Source organism: Legionella sp. W05-934-2 (assembly GCF_964199965.1).
Taxonomy (GTDB): domain Bacteria; phylum Pseudomonadota; class Gammaproteobacteria; order Legionellales; family Legionellaceae; genus JAFIFT01.
This window is the reverse complement of record NZ_CAXMZT010000002.1, coordinates 214,851-234,090: the sequence shown is the minus strand read 5'-3', so window position 1 is coordinate 234,090 and position 19,240 is coordinate 214,851. Positions and strand designations below refer to the sequence as shown.

Genomic DNA, 19,240 nt, shown 5'->3' with positions numbered 1-19,240 from the left:
CATATCTGATAACATACCAACTCCATTAGATAACTCAGTAAACCCTATGACATACGTTGATAGCCATGAAATGAAGCAACAACTTGAAGACAGCCTGGAATTGTTGAAAATGATTTTAGGACCCGATCTTTTAGGAGTGTACCTTTATGGTTCATCTCTTGTGGGTGGGCTGCAAAAATATAGTGACGTTGTATTAGTGCCGAAAATGAGCACTGGGATGATATTGAATTGCTCATCAAGCCTTGTGCAGATTTTATAGTTGATCAAATTAATGCAAGGTCAGCATTGATAAATTTCGATGATCCCAACAAATTAATAAAATTAGTTGAATAGCCTAAATATTTTTTCCTTTCTCAACATAATTAAAGCTCATATTTTCTACTGGCTTAAGTTGACTAAGGCCATTTTGATTAATTAAATTAGCGAGGATAGAAGGTAATTTATTTAGCCACTCTTGTCCTTTTTTACCATAGATTGTAAGAATATTCTGCTCAAAAGAAATCATCGATTTTTTACCTTTTCAGGTTTGTGAACTTCATATCTTTCAAGAAGTCCATAATAACATTGCTCTAATCCAATGAATTGAAAACCACATTTTTCAAGCACTCGTTTTGAAGCGAGATTCTCCTTCTCAACAAATGAAACAATGGTATCAATGTTTAAGTGTTTAAACCCCCAATCAATCAGTGCCTTTGTTACTTCCGTAGCGTACCCGTTTCCCCAGTACTTTTTGTGGAAACGGTAGCCAATCTCAATTTCATGCTGTAAATCATAGTGACCAATGTGAAATATACCTGCCTGACCTATAAATTTACCACTATCACTTAAAAACACAGAAGCCATGCCATGTCCATGTTTTTGTTGATAGGGAAGTATACTTTCCATAAACCGTTCTACATCTTGAAGTGATTGTGGTCCTTGAGTGGTGAAACGTTGCACGTCAGGATCCGAGCGCAGCTTTAGAATATCTTCAAAATGGCTTGGATCGGTAAAACGAATGGTTAAGCGTTTGATTTTTAAAAAGTCAGTCATTTAGGTGAAATTAGAAGCGAGAAATTAATAATATTAATGTTATAACGATACTGGCTATTTTTAAAATAGCTAAGCGAAACTGTCCAATGATTTGAAAACCTAGCGATTGATATACATTGGATGCAGCAGGGTTATTGGTAAAAAGGATTGCCTTATTTAAGCCGTTTTTTTTTCTTGATTTAAGCAGAGAGCCACAATGACTTTTGCATATCCCTTATTGCTCAATGATGGCGGCGTATATACTGGGCCAATCTGAACGATATCTGGCAAATGAGCGTTAAACCCACAAAGAGCTACTGGGTTGTTTTTATCATATAAAACCCATCTGTTTTTATTAACATTGTCATCATTAATTTCATCTAGCGCTTCTTTTTCCAGCTCTGGGGAAAATGCAGCACCTAAGGCTTCAATTTTATAATCGATTAGCCATCATTTCATTATTGCTGAGTCGCATTGTTTTGCGGGATTAAGTTGAAAATTGATTTGAATGGTGGCCAGAGACAGAATCGAACTGTCGACACAAGGATTTTCAGTCCTTTGCTCTACCAACTGAGCTATCTGGCCAACGCGTGCTATTAAACGCTGAAATGATTGTGGAGTCAATAGTGAGTGGGGAAATTTTTCTGGTTTTTTTGGTGGATAGTTTGATTTGCGATCAACTAGGTTATATTTCGTGTTGTTGTCTCGATCCTTAAAATGCCTTCATTGCTGTTGCAATGTTAGCGCCAAGTTCGGCATTGTTTTTAATTAATTCAATATTTGCTTTTAAGCTTTGGCCTTCTGTTAACTCAGCAATTCGTTTGAGTAGAAAAGGGGTGATTGATTTGCCATTAATGTGGTGGGCTTCTTGGTGTGCTTGCTCAATAATTGGGATTAGTTTATCGTCTGGGATCTCTGCATTTTTGGGAATTGGGTTGGCAACGACGATACCATTTGTTAGGCCAAGGTGGTGTTGCGTGATAAGCATTTTGGCAATTTCGTTAACTGAATCGAGTCGATGGACAAGCGAGATGCCACTCGAGTGACTATAAAAGGCGGGAAATTCATCCGTTTGGTACCCCACAACCGGGACACCATGCGTTTCAAGCATCTCCAAAGTTTTAGGTAGGTCTAAAATAGATTTTGCACCGGAACATACAACGGCTACGGGTGTTGTGGCGAGTTCAATGATATCCGCTGAAATATCAAAATGTTCACTCACTTTTGGATGAACGCCACCGATGCCGCCAGTCACAAAAATCGATATATTGGCTAAGTGAGCGCAATACATGGTTGCAGCGACGGTTGTGCTAGCCGTTAACCTTTGGCTGATGATAAATGCCAAATCACGTCGTGAAGCTTTTAGTACTTCGTCACTGTTTGCCAGGTGCGTCATTAATTTTTCATCGATACCGATGTGGATATGGCCATCATGAAGGGCAATCGTTGCAGGAGTCGCGCCTTGTTTTCGAATGATGTTTTCAACCGTTTGTGCACACTCAATATTATCAGGATAAGGCATGCCATGGGAGATTATGGTGGATTCAAGCGCCACAATAGGTTGCTTGTTTTTGATGGCAGTTTCAATTTCTTTGTTGAATTTAAGGGGCAACTGCCTCATGTTTCATCCTGATGGTTAATGGGGGTAAAACCGGCAGGCTTTTCAGCCGTGTCAGTAAATAAAAATTTTTCCATCTCTTCGGTTAAAAATGCTCGGGCCTTGGGATCAATCAGACTTAATCGATATTCATTGATTAACATGGTTTGATGAGCCAACCACATTTTCCATGCTTTCGCTGAGATGGTTTGTTGGATTTTGACGCCAAAATCGTTGGGAAAGGGCGGTTTTTCTAGCGCAGGAAGTTCTTGTTTTAACTTGGTACAAAAAACAGTGTTTGTCATTTTAAAAGCTCAATTTAAAAGTGCCATTATGGAGAAAACACGAAATCAGATCAACTGTTCGCTTTTTCTTTTACCTGAGCATGCATAATATGTTGTGCTAACAATTGCTCTTGCTCTAAACTCATGTCTTTAAACTGGCAAGATATCGAGTAAAAGTCATTTTTAAAATGAGTTGAATAGACACAACAAGCATTCACGACAATGGGAATCATTTTCGGTTTCGTGTACAACACGATTTTTAACATCGTGCCTTTATCGATATTGTCCCGACATGTGAACCTTAAGCCGCCTAAGCTGATGTTAACTTTTCGAAGGCTAATGCTTTCACCTACCAAAAGGTTACGGCTGATGTAGTCCACTTTAGCATTGATTAAATTAAGATAATGAGCGGCAGTTGGATCGGTCAATGCCAAGGTCTGACTGACTTGTGCTAATTCACGATCAATTTCTTCGAAGTAGCGGGCAGTCTCAAGGTATTGCTGGTTTGAATGACCCATTAAATCCTTTTCAATAAACGACTCCGCTTGCATTTCATTGGCAGAAAGAATACGGTAATCCATATAGACTTGATCGTCGATGCGAAAGTGTTGGCGCCTTTCATGTACTGGCATAATCTCTCCTTGATTTGTCATTGGCTGCATGAACAAAATATCCCTATTTATCCAAAAAACATGTTTTTATTATAAAATATAGCTTGTTTTCCATAATTTATACAAATTGCGTTAAAAAAATATTTTTCAATGTCTGACATTTATTCTTAGCCATAAATTGTCTACAATAGATATTTTATTAAATGAATCGTTAATAATGTTTAAGCCTCTACCAATATTTCTTGGCCTTCGTTATACCCGGGCAAAAAAAAAGAACCATTTTGTTTCTTTTATTTCGTTAAGTTCCATGCTTGGCATTGCAATGGGTGTGTTGGTATTGATAACCGTTTTATCGGTCATGAATGGCTTTGATGAAGAAATTCACAAACGGTTTTTTGGCATGGCTCCGGAAGTAACGATTAACAGTCCCAAAGGAACAATCGCCGGTTGGCAGAAGTTATCGACGGATCTGACTAAAATGCCAGATGTTGTCGCTGTTGCACCTTTTGTTGGCGGGCAGGGCATGATTACCTATAGTGGACAGGTTGTGCCTGTCGTCGTCACAGGAATTCAGCCGGACGCTGAGAATAAGGTTTCTAATCTTGAACAAAAAATGATTGCTGGCTCGTTAGCGAAATTACCCCATTTTGGCATGGTGATTGGACGTGGATTAGCCGATATGTTGGGGGTTAAAATTGGCGATAAAATCAGTTTAATGATTCCACAAGCCAGTGTGACACCGGCTGGCATGATTCCTCGATTCAAACGGTTTACCATCGAAGGGGTGTTTTCAGCTGGCTCAGGATTCAACTTCGATACGAAACTAGCCTTCATCAGTTTGCATGATGCCCAAGTTCTCTTCCAGACCGGGGAAGATGTGACAGGATTAAAATTAAAAATTAAAAAAATATACCAAGCCCCTGAACTGGCACAAGAAATCGCCAATCAGTTAAGTGATGAATATTCTGTTGGTGATTGGACCCAACAGTTTGGCGCTTTTTTTGAGGCAATTAAACTTGAAAAAACGATGATGTTTCTAATTTTACTTCTGATTATCGCTGTGGCGGCGTTTAATTTAGTTTCTTCGTTAGTGATGGTGGTTAATGATAAGCAATCTGAAATCGCTATTTTAAGAACCATCGGTGCCACACCACGTCAAATATTATCTATCTTCATTGTTCAAGGGATGATGGTAGGCATTATAGGGACACTGATTGGCTTAGGGAGTGGGATTATTATTGCTTACAACACCACTGAAATCGTGAATTGGATACAGTCGCTGTTCAATGTGAAAGTGTTATCTTCCAGTATATATTTTGTCGATTATTTGCCTTCAAAAATATTACTAAAGGATCTTATTCAAGTTACGATCGCGTCGCTGCTAATGAGCTTTCTAGCGACTATTTATCCTGCTTGGCGTGCTTCAAAAACAGTTATCGCGGAGGCCTTGCATTATGAGTAATACGATTTTGACTTGCACGGGGTTAGAAAAGAGCTATCACGATGGCCGTTATGAAGTCTCTGTGCTTCGAGGAATCGATTTAACGATTTCAAAAGGGGAACGAATTGCTATCGTTGGCCCTTCGGGGTCTGGAAAATCAACCCTTCTTCATTTATTAGGCGGATTAGATAATCCCACAGGTGGCGAGATTGCCATTTTCGGAAAAAAATGGCAAGCGTTGTCTGAAAAAAAGCGCTGCCAACAGCGTAACCGTCATTTAGGATTTATTTATCAGTTCCACCACTTGTTGCCGGAGCTCAGTGCTTTGGATAACATTGCCATTCCCCAGGTTATTGCCGGAAAAAGTGTGAAAGATAGTCAGCAACTCGCTAACCAAATTTTAACCGAGGTTGGACTTTCCCATCGCATTGATCATAAGCCAAGCCAACTATCGGGTGGTGAAAGACAGCGTGTGGCTATCGCGAGAGCATTAATCAATCAACCGGCTTGTGTATTAGCCGATGAACCGACGGGAAATTTAGATCACGCTACCGCAACCAAAGTATTTGACAAACTATTGGCATTAAACGAAACCCATAATACAGCGTTGGTAATTGTTACCCATGATAAATCGTTGGCCCAAAAAATGGACCGAGTTTTAACACTTGTTGATGGTATCATAAAAGAGTACAATGATTAGACTGAATGAGTACCTTTTTCGAAGCAGATAGTTTAAATACATGGATCATTCGAATTGGGTGTCCCATTCGCTAAAAAATGGATACAACACGATTGTTTTACCATAAGGAACGCATTATGCCAAACGAACTTAACAATGGCAAAACACCTGAACAACAACAAGATGAGATGACTAGCCAACCATCCCCTGTCGTCTCAACAAAATCAGTTTTTGCACAAAGCCCTGAATTTAAAAGGCTCAAAAAAGCCACATCAATCCATGAAGAACATATAAAAAATGAGTATGAGAAAGAGTGCCAATTCAATAGATCTCTTCGAGCTAACCCGCCAAGTCAAGAGGGTGATGAATCCGTGCGGCTACAAAATTTCCCTAATCTAATACCTGATATCGAAGAACAGCCGGAAAATCTCACCGGGGCTCTACCCTAAGACTTTGGATAAAATAGTTTCGCTGATGTTGACATCAATCAAAGCGATAATTTGCACCCCGTATTCGGCACAGCCAAAATACGGGATGCATTTCTATCAACTAGTTATATGCAATATGTCGCGTTCTAATAGCCTGCATGGCCTGGTGTTCTTGGGAATGGGATCACATCCCTGACATTACCTAGTCCTGTGACATAGCTAATTAGGCGTTCAAACCCCAGACCAAAACCCGCATGCGGAACCGTGCCATAGCGTCTCAAGTCTGCATACCAGCCATATTGCTCTTCACTTAATTGGTGCTCGGCCATCCGTTTTGTAAGAACGTCAAGTCGCTCTTCACGTTGAGAGCCACCGATGATTTCACCAATACCAGGCGCGAGCACATCCATTGCTGCAACGGTTTTGTCGTCATCATTTAAACGCATGTAAAAACCTTTGATGTCTTTGGGATAGTCGGTGATGATGACGGGCTTTTTGCAGTATTGTTCAGCGAGATAGCGCTCATGCTCGGATTGTAAATCTAATCCCCAATGTACCTCGAACTCGAATTTTTCTTTGGATTTTTTCAACACATCGATCGCATCCGTATATGTCATTCTGGCGAAGTCAGAATTAATAATATGCTCTAATCGCTCTATGCAACCTGGGGCGATATGTTGGTTAAAGAATTGCATGTCGTCATTTCGCTTTTCTAAGACTTGTGTGAGTAAAAACTTCAGCATATCTTGGCTAAGTTGGCACATGTCATTTAAGTCTGCAAAAGCAACTTCGGGTTCGATCATCCAAAATTCAGCTAAGTGTCGGGATGTATTGGAATTTTCTGCTCTGAACGTGGGCCCGAAGGTATATACTTTAGACATTGCCGAGCAATAGGTTTCAACATTGAGCTGGCCGGATACCGTTAGAAAGGTTTCTCGGCCAAAGAAGTCTTGTTTGAAATCAATGTTACCTTGTTCGTTTTTGGGCAAACTCATTAAGTCTAAGGTGCTCACTCGAAACAACTCACCCGCCCCTTCACAATCACTGGCAGTGATAATGGGGGTATGGATCCAATAAAACCCTTGTTGATCAAAAAATTGATGAATTGCTTGTGCAAGACAATGGCGCACACGGGTTACTGCGGAGATGGTATTGGTTCGAGGACGTAAGTGGGCGACTTCACGTAAATATTCGAGTGTATGGCGTTTTGGTGAAATCGGATAAGTATCGGGATTTTCAACCCAACCAACGACTTCAACTTGGGATGCTTGTACTTCATACGATTGTTCTTTTCCCGCTGATTCGACCAATTTTCCTTGGGCTCGGATAGAGCATCCACTGGTAATTTTCAAAATATCTGATTCGTAGTTTTCGATGGCCTGATCAACAACGAGCTGAATTGGGGAAAAGCATGAGCCATCATGCAAATGAATAAATGAAATACCCGCCTTAGAATCACGGCGAGTCTTAACCCAGCCTTGCAAAATTACATTACTACCGAGTGCAACTTCTCCAGATAGACATTGGCTAATTCGATAAATCTCTGTCATTATAAAGCTCTTGGTTGCTAAAAGGTTTGGTGCACATAGTTTATCAGGAGAAGGGATGTTTAGGGTAGTATTGAGTCTATTTTTTTTGGGGTTTAGTCTTAGTGGTATTGCAGCTGAAACTGAAAAGCGATTTTTTCAACCATTTACAGAAGGCGCAAATCAAGCCCCATTTAAAATCAAAGCAGTTTTACAAGGAAACTGTTTTAAACAGTCCAAATCGATGCGGCGCGAAGATGCATGGCAATGTCGAGCAAACAATCAGACATTCGATCCCTGTTTTAAAAAACCAGGCAGTGAAAAAACGTTGTATTGCCCTGAGTCACCTTGGAATGGTGATTCCACGGTGATTGAAGCAGATATCATTGTTGACAATCATTTATTTGATTTCATTAATATGGCTGAAAGCCTACCTTGGGTTTTGTTATTAGATAATGGTGTTCGATGTATGCGGACCCAACATCAATCAGTCTTTGACCAACAACCGATTGAATATGTTTGCCAAGATGAATCTATTTTGTTTGGTCGGCTGCAGCGTTGCCGAAATCAGTGGAGCATGCTACGTTATGATGGTTCATCAACAGATACGGTGAACATTCAACAGGTTTGGTTTTAATGAGGGACATTCCTGAGTGTTATAAGAAGGGATAAACGCTTAATTTGCTGAAAAGAAATACTTTTTATCGCTTTTCATTTGCTTTTTTACCATTTTCCAGCTTAAATTATTATATAAACAGGCTAAGGAGACAGTCATGCTCATGTCATATTTACATAGTTTTATGATTGCAAAGATTTTAGGTATATGGATGATTATCATGGCGCTTGCTTTAATTGGGAAGCGTGAATATTTCCGCCGTGTGATTAAAGGCATTGGCGAGGAAAAAGTAGCTGATTTTGCCTATGCATCCATGCTGATCTTTTTAGGGTTAGTGTTAGTGTGTTTCCATAATTATTGGGTCATGAACCAACTCCTATTAGTAACCGTTGCGTGCTGGTTGATTTTAATAAAGGGTCTTATATGGTTAACATTTCCAGAGTGGATGTTTCGCACATCAGCAAAATTAGTGGATAGCCCCTGGTATTGGGTAATGTCAATCATAACCTTAGCATATGGTATTGTTTTACTATCCTACTCAAGACATTTCTTAACTTTTTATGAGTTCCCTCAACAGATAGCTCAATAAGAAATACCCACGAAGATAAGCCATCTTTATGATGGCCTATTCCTACTAAATGGGCCAATTAGGGCTTCGTTGTTTCGAAATAAGGTAAAGTCATACAAGCCTCATAGATTGTTTCAATTCTTGGGTAGTTATTGAGCGGGAATTGAAATCGTTTTGCGTTGTAGACTTGGGGAACTAAGCAAATATCAGCAATACTAATATTCTTTCCAATGCAAACTAGTTCATTTGCTTGATGAGTTTCGAGCTTCTTTTCAATGGCATCAAACCCCAATGTTAACCAATGATGGTACCACTGCTGAACGTCATCCTCTTGCGCAGAAAAGTGAGATTTTAAGTAATTAAGTACTCTTAAATTATTGAGTGGATGCATATCGCAAGCGATTGTTAATGCAATGCTGTAGGCCAGACTTCGATCGAAAGCATTATCTGGAAAAACACTTGGGGTCGGGTACTTTTGCTCCAGATAATCAATAATTGCCAACGACTGATTAATACAATATTCCTCATCGATGAGTGTTGGTACTAATCCTTGGGGGTTTAGTTGTCGGTAAGCGGTCTGATGTTGTTGGCCGCCATCGTTTACTAGGTGAATTTCGTTTAACTTGACATCGATTCCTTTGAAGGCTAATGTAATCCGTGCCCGATAGCTGGCACTTGATCGAAAGTAATCATAAAGTTGCATCATATCGGACTACCTGTTGGTCAATCGCACCAAAAATGGATTGTTTTTTATCGTCAAACATCTCAATGCGAATTCGGTCCCCAAACTGCATAAAAGGTGTTTTTGCTTCACCGTTTTCAATGATCTCAAGCATTCTTCTTTCAGCGATACAAGAAGATCCTTTACTCCTATCTGTGTTGGAAACAGTGCCTGAACCAATAATCGTTCCTGCACCTAGATGACGAGTTTTGCATGCATGTGCAATCAGTTGTGCAAATGAAAATGTCATGTCAACACCCGCATTAGGTTGGCCAAATAGCGTATTGTTTAAGTAGCTCATTAATGGGTAATGCACTTTGCCATCCTGCCACGCTTTACCCAACTCATCAGGCGTTATTGCAACAGGGGAAAAGCTACTGGCTGGTTTTGAGAGAAAAAAGCCAAAGCCTTTATTCAACTCAGCAGGAATTAGCCCTCGCAGTGAAACATCATTGACTAACATGATAAGACGAACATGTTGTAATGCTTTTTCCGTAGGTGTTCCCATGGGGACATCATCGGTTATAACGGCTATTTCACTTTCAAAATCGATCCCATACGCCGTATCAATCACTTCAATATCGTCTCTTGGACCGATAAAGCTATCGGACCCACCTTGATACATTAACGGGTCGGTCCAAAAATTATCAGGCATGGTTGCCCCTCTTGCTTTTCGGACTAGCTCAACATGATTGACATAGGCACTTCCATCTGCCCACTGGTAGGCGCGTGGTAAAGGCGAGTGCACATCTTTTGGGTCGAAGGGAAAGCTATCTTTTAGCAAACCTAATTCGAGTTCGTTGGCAATTGCTAGGAGATCCGGATATATTTTAGGCCAGTTTTCAAGTGCATTCTGAAGATTGGGTGCGATCGCTGACACGATAACGGCATTCTCAAGTTGCTTATCAACGAGACAGAGTGTTCCATCTCGTGATGAGTCGTTTTTTAAACTTGCTAATTTCATCGATTTATCCTATTAGAGTTCTTGTAGAGTCCCTCGGCGAATTTGATCCCGTTCAATAGCTTCAAATAAGGCTTGAAAATTTCCTTCTCCAAATCCTTCATTTCCTTGACGTTCAATGATTTCAAAAAATACTGGGCCAAAAACATTTTCAGTAAATATTTGTAGGAGTAAACCGTGACGTTCGTCTTTTTCACCGTCAATTAAAATCTTTAATGCTTGTAGTGCGTCAACGGGCTTTTTATACCAAGGTAATCGGTCGGATATCATTTCATAATAAGTATCAGGGACATCTAAGAAATGACTACCATGCTCCACTAAATTTTGTACTGTGCTAACAATATTTTCGGTACTCAGTGCAATATGTTGAATGCCTTCACCGTTATAATCGTGTAAAAACTCTTCAATTTGAGATTGATTATCTTTGGACTCATTTAAAGGAATTTTTATTTTTCCGCAGGGAGAACCCATTGCTTTTGAAACTAATCCGGTTTGCTGTCCTTTAATATCAAAAAATCGAATTTGCTCAAAATTGAAAATGGATTGATAAAAATCAGCCCATTTTTCCATATTCCCTTGGTGGACATTATGGGTAAGATGATCAATAGTTGTTAACCCAAAGCCAAATGGGGTATCTGTTTTGCCTTTCAACGACATCCAGTCGTTGGCAAAGGGTTGATGGTGATCATCAACAAAGTAAATAACGCTGCCACCGATTGCTTTAATGGCGGGTAAATGATGATCATTATTTTTATTATCGATAAAGGCTTCAGCCCCATGATTGATAGCATATGAAAAAGCCTTTTCAACATCCTTTACCCGAAATCCCATTGCACAGGCGCCTGCGCCATGCATTTTTGCATGCGAGGATGCTTGGCAATTATCAATGTCATTAATTAAAAATTGAATATGACCTTGTCGATAGATTGAAACGGGTTGATGACTGTGTTCAGCCGTTTTTTGGAAGCCCATTTGTTGAAATTGGTTTTGGACAAAAGTGACATCAGGGCCTGAAAATTCTAAAAAGGCAAATCCATCAAGAAAACAAGGATTAAATTTCATATTGTACTCCTTACCATTGCATTTTAACGGGTTTCTAATGCTGATTGACCCGACACGTGGCATTTTTATTCAATTTTAATAACCACGCTGTCGTTTGTTAAATACAAAATCAACAAACACTAGATCGATGCGAGAGTCTAGACGCTTTTCGTTTAGGCATTTACCAGTCAGATGAATCATTCATCGGTCAATGCCTAAACTGTATTGAGCTATTTTTGTTTTGCGGCAGCTATTTTTTCACGTGCATATTGATCAGCAATCTCATTGACTGGCTTTTCTTTTCGCTCGCTGCGTTCGAAAAACTCCAATAAAGACGTTTTAATATTATTGACACGTTGTTCAACATGGCTTACTTCACGTTCATTATTATAGTGGCTATAGGCATATATTAACCCACCCGCATTAATGACGTAGTCCACAGCAAATAGAATTCCTCGCTCAAACAACGATTGACCATGATAGGAGTGAGCTAGCTGATTATTGGCAGCACCAGCAATAATGCCCGTGTTTAGCTCAGGAATAGTCTTGTCATTTAACCCCGCTCCTAACGCGCAAGGCGAAAAGACATCACAAGCGACTTGATGAATGCTATGGGTGTCAACCACCGTTGCTCCGAATTCTTTTTGTGCCTGCATTAACCTTGATTCCTTAATATCGGATACAGTTAATTTCGCACCTCGTTCATGGAGAAATTTAGCCAATTGGTAGCCGACATGTCCTAGGCCTTGAATGGCAATATGCAACCCTGATAGATTAGTTTGTCCTAACTTAAACTCAACAGCTGCTTCTATCCCTCTCAGAACACCAAGAGCGGTGTAAGGGGAAGGGTCGCCATTATGTTCTGATAAACTGGCCACATAGCGTGTATGCTTGCCGATTGTGTCCATATCAGCAAGCTCAGTACCGCTATCGAGCGCAGTAATATAACGACCATTTAATGATTCAATGAATTGACCAAATTCGTTAAAGTATGCTTCGCGATCAAAGGCATGAGGGGGTTTTATGATAACTGACTTTCCGCCGCCTAAAGGTAAATTAACGCAAGCGGCTTTATAACTCATACCTCTCGCTAACCGCATTGCATCATAAATCGCTGCATTTGAATTAGGGTATTCGATGAAACGACATCCGCCTAGCGCTGGTCCAAGGGTGGTATCATGAATAGCGATAATCGCCATCATGCCGGTTTTAGTATCAGTTTTTAAGTGAATGTCCCCAAAATCATGAGAAAGGGCATAGTCCATGATGTCAATTTGGGTTGAATTGTCAGAGTGATTTGTTTGGGAGAGATGCTGGCTAGCCATCATTTGGATTACTCCGGTTATTTTTTCTTTCCCTGTTATAGTCCTTTTTGCAAATGAAATCAACGGTCATGTTAAGAATATCTTTACATGGGATAAAAAATAAACGCCTATAAATCCTCGCATTTTGATTGATCACGAGTATATAATCTAATGAATTCAAAATCATGGGATGGAAGAATGAAAAAAGTTCTAGCGCTCCTAGCGATGGTCTTTGTTGGTCAACAGACCTTGGCTGGTGTTATTGAAAAGCCCGCTTTAGACAAAGTGTATTTAACCTTATCGGCAAAGCAATGGGTGAAAACAGAAACAGCGCTTTTGCAAGTGGTTGTCAGTGCAACTTTGAATGATGCTGACATGGTTAAAACGCGTGGCCAAATTATGACTCAGTTACAAACGATCGCAAAGGGTGAATGGAATATTACTCAATTCGATCGTTCACAAGATAGCTCGGGATTAGAAAAATTGACCGTTCAAGCACAAGCGCGGATCGAACAAACACAACTGAACCAAGTCTATCAACGTGCCAAATCAGTCAGTAAGCCAGGGCTTGCCTACCTCATTAGTCAGATTAATTTTGAGCCAGGGTTGGCTGATATCGAAAAAGGAAAAGTGAGTTTAAGACAGAAACTTTATCAACAGGTAACAATTGAAATTGACCAATTAAACAAACAATTTCCGGATCAGCATTATTCTTTAAACCAGTTAATATTTACTGAACCAGGCCAAGTTCAACCATTCCCAATGGCGCAACGGGCGAGAGAAAATACAATGGTGTTAACGGCACTGGCAAAAGCGCCTAGTATTGCTGTTTCTAACAAAATAACCATGCAAGCGCTCGTCGTTTTAGCGTCTAATCGTTCAGATTCTAGCGACAACAATAAATGATTGAGACCCTTATCGCGCATCGCGGGGCGTCAGGTTATGCCCCCGAGAATACGATTGCAGCGTTTGATAAAGCTTTGGCTTTGGGCTGTTTGATGATTGAGTTTGATGTCATGCTTAGTCAAGATGGCGAACCGTTTGTATTCCATGACGACAAATTAAAACGAACGACCAATGGTCGTGGTGAAATTGGTCAAGTGACAGCTGAATATTTACAATCGTTGGATGCTGGAAAATGGTTTCATCGTCAATTCAAAGGTGAAAAAATACCGCATTTGAAAGATGCGCTCAAATGGCTTAGTTTAACCAACATGAAAGCCAATATTGAGATTAAGCCCTATCCTGGTACAACAGAAGAAACAACGATGGTGGTATTAACCCACATCAATCGACATTGGCCGCATAACCGCTCGTTACCTTTAGTTTCAAGTTTTGATTATGAAGCGTTATTGTGCGCACGCTCCATTTCCCCTGAATTACCGTTAGGGCTTTTAATGCACGAATGGGATGATAATTGGCAGCAAAAAGCAGACTATCTATCGGCTTATTCTGTCCATCTGCATTATAAAATTGCCACCCGTGCTCACGTGACATCGATTAAGGAAAAAGGATACGCTGTGGCTGTTTATACCGTAAACCGTAAACGCCTCGCCAACAAACTCTTAAGTTGGGGAGTAGATGGCTTGTTTACCGATTACCCTGATCTATTATGACTATGATTCGTTTACTATCGATAATCCTCCTATGCCAATTTACCCCATATGTTTCTGCCCAAGAAACCCTGACAATATGGCATTCTTTTGCTGGTTCATTAGCACATCAGTTTCAGAGTATGGCCGATCAATTTAATAATTCTCAATCAGATTATCGTGTTAATTTGGTCTATAAAGGCAATTATATTGAGTCGTTGACCAGCTTTGCAGCGGCCTTTCATGCAGGCCATCCTCCTGATATGGTTCAAGTGTTTGAAGTAGGGCGTGATGCCATGGTTGCTGCACAAGATAGTTTGTCACCCGTGGACACACTTCTAACCCCTGAGCAAGTATCACGATTATTGCCAGCTGTGAAGCAGTACTACAGTCGTAACCAGATTTTAATGGCATACCCTTTAAATGTGTCAGTTCCGGTGATGTATTATAATAAAGAAGCTTTGCAAAAAGTTGCACCAAATCAACCTTTTCCCACAACTTGGCAAGCCTTTGAATTGGTGTTAACAAAGCTTAAAAAAGCGGGGTATGGCTGTGGTTATACCACCGCTTTCCCAGCATGGCTTCATTTTGAGTCATTTGCGAGTTTGCATGGGTTGTCCCTGATTGCGCCGGATAATCCAAAAGCTGTTCGCTATAAACAACCTGCTATTATCCATCATTTGTACCGATTAAAACGATGGCAGCAACAGCGTTTTTTCCGTTATGGTGGACGTGATAGTGATGCGACCCATTTGTTTACCAGTCAGACATGTGTGATATTCAGCCAATCTTCAGGGGCCTGGCAGAGCTTGCAGAAAATGGTTAAGTTTCCAGTTGGCATCGCGCCGCTTCCTGTTGATAAGGATATTAGCCACACGCGTTATGCGAATACGTTTGGCGGAGCGGCTTTATGGGTGGTCAAGCCAAAGAGTCCACAAAAAAAATCAGGCGTTCAGGCCTGGCTTTCTTTTTTAGCTCAACCTAATACCCAGTGGGATTGGTACCTAAACACCGGTTATTTGCCAATGGTGGATATCGAACATGTTCAACCCCAATCGGAATTACTTAAAATCGCCTCTCAAGACTTAATCCATGCGCAAACGTCTGCACCGATTACCTGGGGACCACAAAACCAGTTAAGAATTATACTTGACCAAGCGATGGAATCATTTTTCTCACAATCCGAATCGGTTGAGTCTGCGTTGGACTATGCTGAAAAGCAGGCAAATTACCGATTGCATCGATTTGATAAAAACTATCATCATTCATGAGCAGGAATGTTTCACTGCTAGGGTCTTTGACTGGGGGACGTTTTTAGTGGCACTCATAATTCTTATTACCAAATAGAAGGGTATTTCCATGAAACTATCCACATTCCTGTTAGGATGTAGCCTTTTTGCGCTATCCTTCTTTGCCTCTGCAGAAAACCCGAGCCCAAGTGCGCCAGAAAGCTTAAAAAACGCAGTTCGCCAGTATTATGGCTTTTCGCCAAACGACCAATTCATCTTATTGAATGTGAAAGGCTATCAACAAACAGAAGACTATACTTGCGGGCCATCAACGGCCATGCAATTAATGCGGTTCTATGGCATGTTATCTGACTCGCAAATGACTCGAAAAACAGAGCTAACCATTGCAAAAGAGATGGGGTCTAATAGTAATTCGGGAACGTCCCCAAAGCAAATCGTTACCTGGTTAAAATCGCACGGATTTAACGTCACCTATGGTGAAAACGGCAACCCAAAAATGCTGCATGATAATCTTAAAAAAGGGATCCCCGTCATTGTTGAGTGGATTGATTGGGGAGGGCACTGGGAGGTTGTGAGCGGGATAAATATGCCAGGAGGGAAGTTTGATCCCGCATTTGACAGCCTTATACTTGCCGATCCCGCGGCTCATTTTTTGAATCCTGCAAAACCCTTTATTGAAGGTCTCACCATGACCAATGTGGATCGATTTGACAGTATGTGGTTTGATGCCCAGTACTTTAAACCGGGGCATCTCGTCAAGGGAATATATATTATTGCAACGCCAAAATAAGGACTTATCGTTTTTCAAACTGATGTGCAAGTTGGATTAAACTGCGATAGCGGCTGGGATGGATATCGCCTTTTTCAACCGCTTCCATGACTGCACATCCACGGCTCGTTTCATGATTGCAATCTCGAAATTGGCACTTTTGGGTAATCGGGGCTATGTCAATAAATCCTTGGCATAATGTTCTTAAGTCCGTTCCCCAAAGACCAAATTCGCGAATACCTGGGGAGTCAATTAGAGCACCCCCTTGGGGTAAATGATAGTATCGAGATTGACTGGTGGTGTGTTTACCCAGTTGTGCGATGGTTGAGATGTTGGCTGTTTGTAGCGTTTCATGGGGTAATAATCGATTGATGATAGAGGATTTTCCAACACCGGATTGGCCGACAAACACGCTGACTTCATGGTTAAGGAAAGGGGTGAGTTCCGTATCAGCCTGCTGTTGATCAAGGGAGGTTTTCGTAAAGTTATAACCAAGGGGGCGATAAATATCCGAAATTTCTTGCAAGAGCACATCACAAGGCAAATCCGTTTTATTAATCACAATCGTGGGTTTTATATGATTAAGTTCTGCGACCACGAGATAACTATCTAACAACATGGCGGAGTAGGCTGGTTCCGGGGCAATAACAATCATTAATTGTGTCACATTCGCCGCAATTAATTTCTTCCGCCTAGGGCTTGAACGATATAAACTCGAATAGCGTGGCAGGCAACTGACAACGACGCCTTGATCGACTCCTTCGCTAACCCAGGAAATTCGATCGCCTGCAACAATATCCGGGATATTGGGTCGAATAGCACAAATGATGCGCTCAGCGCTTTCTGACTCAATTTCAGCAAGTTGCCCAAATCGAGCGATAACAAGTCCTGGTAGAACGCGCTCATTATCGAAGGATAATTTGTTTTCTTGAGCTTTGATACGCTCACGTTGTTGTTTTGAAAGTTTTCGTTTGCTCATAAAATTGTTATTATGCCAGTGGGTATATGCTTGATAGGCTGTGATAGATTATTAGTAAGTTTACATGATGAATGAAAGAAAGGTAAGGGCGTGAAAATTTATTTGGTCGGCGGTGCTGTTCGTGATTCGTTGTTAGGATATCCCTATACCGAAAAAGATTATGTTGTCACGGGTGCAACTCGTCAACAAATGCTTGATTTAGGGTATGAACAAGTGGGAAAAGATTTCCCCGTATTTTTGCACCCTAAAAGTAAAGAAGAATATGCCTTAGCTCGGTTAGAACGAAAAAAGGGCAAGGGATATTATGGATTTGAGGTCGATTTTTCACCCGATGTCACATTAGAAGAGGATTTAAAGCGACGTGATTTAACCATCAATGCCATGGCGATGGATGAACAAGGGAATCTCATCGACCCTTACGGTGGTCAGGCTGACTTAGAAGCAAAGCTAATCCGACATGTCTCAAACGCATTTATTGAAGACCCAGTGAGGGTATTACGTGTCGCACGGTTTATCGCCCGTTATTACCATATGGGCTTTCGTCTGGCAGACGAAACAAGGATTCTCATGGCGCAAATGACCCGCTCAGGGGAATTAGAAAACCTGGTTCCTGAACGAGTTTGGCAAGAATGTGAACGTGCTTTGAGCGAAAATAACCCAGAACAGTTTTTTGTGACGTTGCGTCAAATAGGCGCTTTAGCCATCATTTTTCCAGAGTTGGATAAGCTCTTCGGTGTTCCTAACAAAGTGACATATCACCCCGAAATTGATAGCGGCATCCACTCGCTCTACTCGCTACAAGCTTGCACCACGAAAACCAACAATAGTTGCATGCGATTTGCAGCACTGGTTCATGATTTAGGAAAGGCAGAAACCCAAATGTCTGATTGGCCAAGCCACCCAGGGCATGACGAGGCGGGAGAGCCTATTATTAGACAACTTTGCAAACGGCTTAAGATTCCCAATGATTATCAATCATTTGCCTTATTAGTCTGCCGTTTTCATTTATTGATTCACCGAGTGGATAAGTTATCCTCGGACGAGATTTTATTTGTTCTTAATCATGCGGATGCCTTTCGTCGCTCGCACCGGTTTGAGCAATTATTAGTTGTCAGTGAAGCCGATATTAATGGCACAGGGAGAAAGATGCCTTTTCCACAAGGGGATAAATGGCGGTATTTATTGTCAGAATGTGCTAAAGTGCAGGCCCAAGATGTGATAAAGCAGGGATTTAAAGACCAGCAGATTAAACTGGAACTGGATGCTAGACGATTAGCATGCATCGATATAATTCAAAAAATGTGGAAAGAGAATGAAAAAAAGTAGCAATTTAATTTGGATCGATCTGGAAATGACAGGCCTTGAGCCTGACACTGACCGTATTATTGAAATTGCAACGGTGGTAACGGATGCCCAACTGACTATCCTCGCAGAAGGCCCTGTGCTTGCAATCCATCAAAGTGATGTTGTCTTGGATGGAATGGATGACTGGAATACCAGACAACATAATGCTTCTGGTTTGGTAGCAAGGGTAAAAAGCAGTGATATTGATGAGAAGCGTGCAGAAAAGCAGACCATTGCCTTCTTAGAAAAATATATTGATAAAGGTAAATCTCCCATGTGCGGGAATAGTATCTGTCAGGATAGACGGTTTTTATATCGCTACATGCCGGAGTTAGCGAGTTTCTTTCATTATCGTAACTTAGATGTGAGCACCTTAAAGGAGCTGGTGAAGCGTTGGAAACCCACGTTAATGAATGGCATTACCAAAGAATCCAAACATTTAGCCCTCGATGATATTAAAGATTCGATTGATGAGCTAAAATATTACCGAGAACATTTTATTATTCCCTAAGGTCTGT

The 19,240-nt window shown here is 40.9% G+C and carries 23 protein-coding genes and 1 tRNA gene; 12 read left to right on the top strand and 12 right to left on the bottom strand.

The annotated features are described in order from the left end of the window. Positions 1-46: 46 nt before the first annotated feature. Positions 47-259, top strand: coding sequence for a hypothetical protein (locus AB3348_RS03055; RefSeq protein ID WP_367606076.1), 213 nt, complete (start codon positions 47-49; stop codon positions 257-259). 75 nt (positions 260-334) lie between these two features. On the opposite strand, the gene AB3348_RS03050 is transcribed toward AB3348_RS03055, so the two are convergent. From AB3348_RS03050 to AB3348_RS03025, 6 genes are all read right to left on the bottom strand, one after another. Beyond that, positions 335-505: a hypothetical protein gene (locus tag AB3348_RS03050; protein WP_367606075.1), complete on the bottom strand. Its 171-nt coding sequence runs from the start codon at positions 503-505 to the stop codon at positions 335-337. Beyond that, a complete protein-coding gene (locus tag AB3348_RS03045; protein WP_367606074.1) occupies positions 502-1,032 on the bottom strand; it encodes a GNAT family N-acetyltransferase in 531 nt (176 codons plus the stop codon). Before AB3348_RS03045 ends, AB3348_RS03050 begins: the two co-directional genes overlap by 4 nt. Before the next feature lie 488 nt (positions 1,033-1,520). Continuing rightward, a tRNA-Phe gene (locus AB3348_RS03040) sits at positions 1,521-1,596 on the bottom strand. A gap of 127 nt (positions 1,597-1,723) precedes the next feature. Next, the gene (locus AB3348_RS03035) at positions 1,724-2,632 is read right to left on the bottom strand and encodes a pseudouridine-5'-phosphate glycosidase (RefSeq protein ID WP_367606073.1); all 909 of its coding nucleotides are present in this window, start codon (positions 2,630-2,632) and stop codon (positions 1,724-1,726) included. Beyond that, on the bottom strand, positions 2,629-2,913 hold the full coding sequence (locus AB3348_RS03030) for an oxidative damage protection protein (protein WP_367606072.1): 285 nt from the start codon (positions 2,911-2,913) through the stop codon (positions 2,629-2,631). The genes AB3348_RS03035 and AB3348_RS03030 overlap by 4 nt, the downstream gene beginning before the upstream one ends. Before the next feature lie 50 nt (positions 2,914-2,963). Then, positions 2,964-3,524 carry a PilZ domain-containing protein gene (locus AB3348_RS03025; RefSeq protein WP_367606071.1) on the bottom strand — a complete coding sequence of 187 codons (561 nt, stop codon included), beginning with the start codon at positions 3,522-3,524 and terminating at the stop codon, positions 2,964-2,966. A 196-nt stretch (positions 3,525-3,720) separates the two neighbouring features. On the opposite strand from AB3348_RS03025, the gene AB3348_RS03020 reads away from it, so the two are divergent. The 3 genes from AB3348_RS03020 to AB3348_RS03010 all read left to right on the top strand — a co-directional run bounded on the left by AB3348_RS03020 (position 3,721) and on the right by AB3348_RS03010 (position 6,072). Next, positions 3,721-4,965 (top strand): lipoprotein-releasing ABC transporter permease subunit, encoded by a 1,245-nt coding sequence (locus AB3348_RS03020; protein ID WP_367606070.1) that lies wholly within the window; start codon positions 3,721-3,723, stop codon positions 4,963-4,965. After that, on the top strand, positions 4,958-5,644 hold the full coding sequence (lolD, locus tag AB3348_RS03015; protein WP_367606069.1) for a lipoprotein-releasing ABC transporter ATP-binding protein LolD: 687 nt from the start codon (positions 4,958-4,960) through the stop codon (positions 5,642-5,644). Before AB3348_RS03020 ends, lolD begins: the two co-directional genes overlap by 8 nt. Before the next feature lie 116 nt (positions 5,645-5,760). Continuing rightward, on the top strand, positions 5,761-6,072 hold the full coding sequence (locus tag AB3348_RS03010) for a hypothetical protein (RefSeq protein ID WP_367606068.1): 312 nt from the start codon (positions 5,761-5,763) through the stop codon (positions 6,070-6,072). A gap of 125 nt (positions 6,073-6,197) precedes the next feature. On the opposite strand, the gene asnS is transcribed toward AB3348_RS03010, so the two are convergent. Then, entirely contained in the window at positions 6,198-7,601 is a 1,404-nt protein-coding gene (gene asnS / locus AB3348_RS03005; RefSeq protein ID WP_367606067.1) for an asparagine--tRNA ligase, read from the bottom strand. Between the two features lie 55 nt (positions 7,602-7,656). On the opposite strand from asnS, the gene AB3348_RS03000 reads away from it, so the two are divergent. Continuing rightward, positions 7,657-8,214, top strand: coding sequence for a hypothetical protein (locus AB3348_RS03000; RefSeq protein WP_367606066.1), 558 nt, complete (start codon positions 7,657-7,659; stop codon positions 8,212-8,214). A 136-nt stretch (positions 8,215-8,350) separates the two neighbouring features. After that, positions 8,351-8,782, top strand: coding sequence for a hypothetical protein (locus AB3348_RS02995; RefSeq protein ID WP_367606065.1), 432 nt, complete (start codon positions 8,351-8,353; stop codon positions 8,780-8,782). Between the two features lie 58 nt (positions 8,783-8,840). Here the strand turns inward: AB3348_RS02995 and maiA are convergent, their stop codons facing one another. The 4 genes from maiA to AB3348_RS02975 form a co-directional block, all read right to left on the bottom strand. Beyond that, complete coding sequence (gene maiA / locus AB3348_RS02990) at positions 8,841-9,467, bottom strand: maleylacetoacetate isomerase (RefSeq protein WP_367606064.1); 627 nt, start codon at positions 9,465-9,467, stop codon at positions 8,841-8,843. Then, the gene (locus AB3348_RS02985) at positions 9,451-10,446 is read right to left on the bottom strand and encodes a fumarylacetoacetate hydrolase family protein (RefSeq protein WP_367606063.1); all 996 of its coding nucleotides are present in this window, start codon (positions 10,444-10,446) and stop codon (positions 9,451-9,453) included. Before AB3348_RS02985 ends, maiA begins: the two co-directional genes overlap by 17 nt. Positions 10,447-10,458: 12 nt before the next feature. Continuing rightward, positions 10,459-11,505 (bottom strand): 4-hydroxyphenylpyruvate dioxygenase, encoded by a 1,047-nt coding sequence (gene hppD, locus AB3348_RS02980; protein ID WP_367606062.1) that lies wholly within the window; start codon positions 11,503-11,505, stop codon positions 10,459-10,461. A gap of 209 nt (positions 11,506-11,714) precedes the next feature. After that, complete coding sequence (locus AB3348_RS02975; protein ID WP_367606061.1) at positions 11,715-12,812, bottom strand: Leu/Phe/Val dehydrogenase; 1,098 nt, start codon at positions 12,810-12,812, stop codon at positions 11,715-11,717. 174 nt (positions 12,813-12,986) lie between these two features. On the opposite strand from AB3348_RS02975, the gene AB3348_RS02970 reads away from it, so the two are divergent. From AB3348_RS02970 to AB3348_RS02955, 4 genes are all read left to right on the top strand, one after another. Then, positions 12,987-13,694: a hypothetical protein gene (locus tag AB3348_RS02970; RefSeq protein WP_367606060.1), complete on the top strand. Its 708-nt coding sequence runs from the start codon at positions 12,987-12,989 to the stop codon at positions 13,692-13,694. Continuing rightward, positions 13,691-14,404, top strand: coding sequence for a glycerophosphodiester phosphodiesterase (ugpQ, locus tag AB3348_RS02965; RefSeq protein WP_367606059.1), 714 nt, complete (start codon positions 13,691-13,693; stop codon positions 14,402-14,404). The genes AB3348_RS02970 and ugpQ overlap by 4 nt, the downstream gene beginning before the upstream one ends. Beyond that, positions 14,401-15,651 (top strand): extracellular solute-binding protein, encoded by a 1,251-nt coding sequence (locus tag AB3348_RS02960; RefSeq protein ID WP_367606058.1) that lies wholly within the window; start codon positions 14,401-14,403, stop codon positions 15,649-15,651. Before ugpQ ends, AB3348_RS02960 begins: the two co-directional genes overlap by 4 nt. An 88-nt stretch (positions 15,652-15,739) precedes the next feature. Then, complete coding sequence (locus AB3348_RS02955; RefSeq protein WP_367606057.1) at positions 15,740-16,420, top strand: C39 family peptidase; 681 nt, start codon at positions 15,740-15,742, stop codon at positions 16,418-16,420. A 4-nt stretch (positions 16,421-16,424) separates the two neighbouring features. On the opposite strand, the gene rsgA is transcribed toward AB3348_RS02955, so the two are convergent. Beyond that, positions 16,425-17,378: a ribosome small subunit-dependent GTPase A gene (gene rsgA / locus AB3348_RS02950; RefSeq protein WP_367606056.1), complete on the bottom strand. Its 954-nt coding sequence runs from the start codon at positions 17,376-17,378 to the stop codon at positions 16,425-16,427. A 90-nt stretch (positions 17,379-17,468) separates the two neighbouring features. Here rsgA and AB3348_RS02945 point away from each other — a divergent pair, with 90 nt between their 5' ends. Together AB3348_RS02945 and orn are read left to right on the top strand one after the other, a co-directional pair. Further along, a complete protein-coding gene (locus AB3348_RS02945) occupies positions 17,469-18,704 on the top strand; it encodes a multifunctional CCA addition/repair protein (RefSeq protein WP_367606055.1) in 1,236 nt (411 codons plus the stop codon). After that, a complete protein-coding gene (orn, locus tag AB3348_RS02940) occupies positions 18,691-19,233 on the top strand; it encodes an oligoribonuclease (RefSeq protein WP_367606054.1) in 543 nt (180 codons plus the stop codon). Before AB3348_RS02945 ends, orn begins: the two co-directional genes overlap by 14 nt. The last annotated feature ends 7 nt before the right edge of the window (positions 19,234-19,240 follow it).

Bases quoted from the DNA above. Each gene is read 5' to 3' on its own strand.
- AB3348_RS03055 (WP_367606076.1), top strand. From the start codon at position 47: ATGACATACGTTGATAGCCATGAAATGAAGCAACAACTTGAAGACAGC.
- AB3348_RS03050 (WP_367606075.1), bottom strand. From the start codon at position 505: ATGATTTCTTTTGAGCAGAATATTCTTACAATCTATGGTAAAAAAGGA.
- AB3348_RS03045 (WP_367606074.1), bottom strand. From the start codon at position 1,032: ATGACTGACTTTTTAAAAATCAAACGCTTAACCATTCGTTTTACCGAT.
- AB3348_RS03035 (WP_367606073.1), bottom strand. From the start codon at position 2,632: ATGAGGCAGTTGCCCCTTAAATTCAACAAAGAAATTGAAACTGCCATC.
- AB3348_RS03030 (WP_367606072.1), bottom strand. From the start codon at position 2,913: ATGACAAACACTGTTTTTTGTACCAAGTTAAAACAAGAACTTCCTGCG.
- AB3348_RS03025 (WP_367606071.1), bottom strand. From the start codon at position 3,524: ATGCCAGTACATGAAAGGCGCCAACACTTTCGCATCGACGATCAAGTC.
- AB3348_RS03020 (WP_367606070.1), top strand. From the start codon at position 3,721: ATGTTTAAGCCTCTACCAATATTTCTTGGCCTTCGTTATACCCGGGCA.
- lolD (WP_367606069.1), top strand. From the start codon at position 4,958: ATGAGTAATACGATTTTGACTTGCACGGGGTTAGAAAAGAGCTATCAC.
- AB3348_RS03010 (WP_367606068.1), top strand. From the start codon at position 5,761: ATGCCAAACGAACTTAACAATGGCAAAACACCTGAACAACAACAAGAT.
- asnS (WP_367606067.1), bottom strand. From the start codon at position 7,601: ATGACAGAGATTTATCGAATTAGCCAATGTCTATCTGGAGAAGTTGCA.
- AB3348_RS03000 (WP_367606066.1), top strand. From the start codon at position 7,657: ATGTTTAGGGTAGTATTGAGTCTATTTTTTTTGGGGTTTAGTCTTAGT.
- AB3348_RS02995 (WP_367606065.1), top strand. From the start codon at position 8,351: ATGCTCATGTCATATTTACATAGTTTTATGATTGCAAAGATTTTAGGT.
- maiA (WP_367606064.1), bottom strand. From the start codon at position 9,467: ATGATGCAACTTTATGATTACTTTCGATCAAGTGCCAGCTATCGGGCA.
- AB3348_RS02985 (WP_367606063.1), bottom strand. From the start codon at position 10,446: ATGAAATTAGCAAGTTTAAAAAACGACTCATCACGAGATGGAACACTC.
- hppD (WP_367606062.1), bottom strand. From the start codon at position 11,505: ATGAAATTTAATCCTTGTTTTCTTGATGGATTTGCCTTTTTAGAATTT.
- AB3348_RS02975 (WP_367606061.1), bottom strand. From the start codon at position 12,812: ATGATGGCTAGCCAGCATCTCTCCCAAACAAATCACTCTGACAATTCA.
- AB3348_RS02970 (WP_367606060.1), top strand. From the start codon at position 12,987: ATGAAAAAAGTTCTAGCGCTCCTAGCGATGGTCTTTGTTGGTCAACAG.
- ugpQ (WP_367606059.1), top strand. From the start codon at position 13,691: ATGATTGAGACCCTTATCGCGCATCGCGGGGCGTCAGGTTATGCCCCC.
- AB3348_RS02960 (WP_367606058.1), top strand. From the start codon at position 14,401: ATGACTATGATTCGTTTACTATCGATAATCCTCCTATGCCAATTTACC.
- AB3348_RS02955 (WP_367606057.1), top strand. From the start codon at position 15,740: ATGAAACTATCCACATTCCTGTTAGGATGTAGCCTTTTTGCGCTATCC.
- rsgA (WP_367606056.1), bottom strand. From the start codon at position 17,378: ATGAGCAAACGAAAACTTTCAAAACAACAACGTGAGCGTATCAAAGCT.
- orn (WP_367606054.1), top strand. From the start codon at position 18,691: ATGAAAAAAAGTAGCAATTTAATTTGGATCGATCTGGAAATGACAGGC.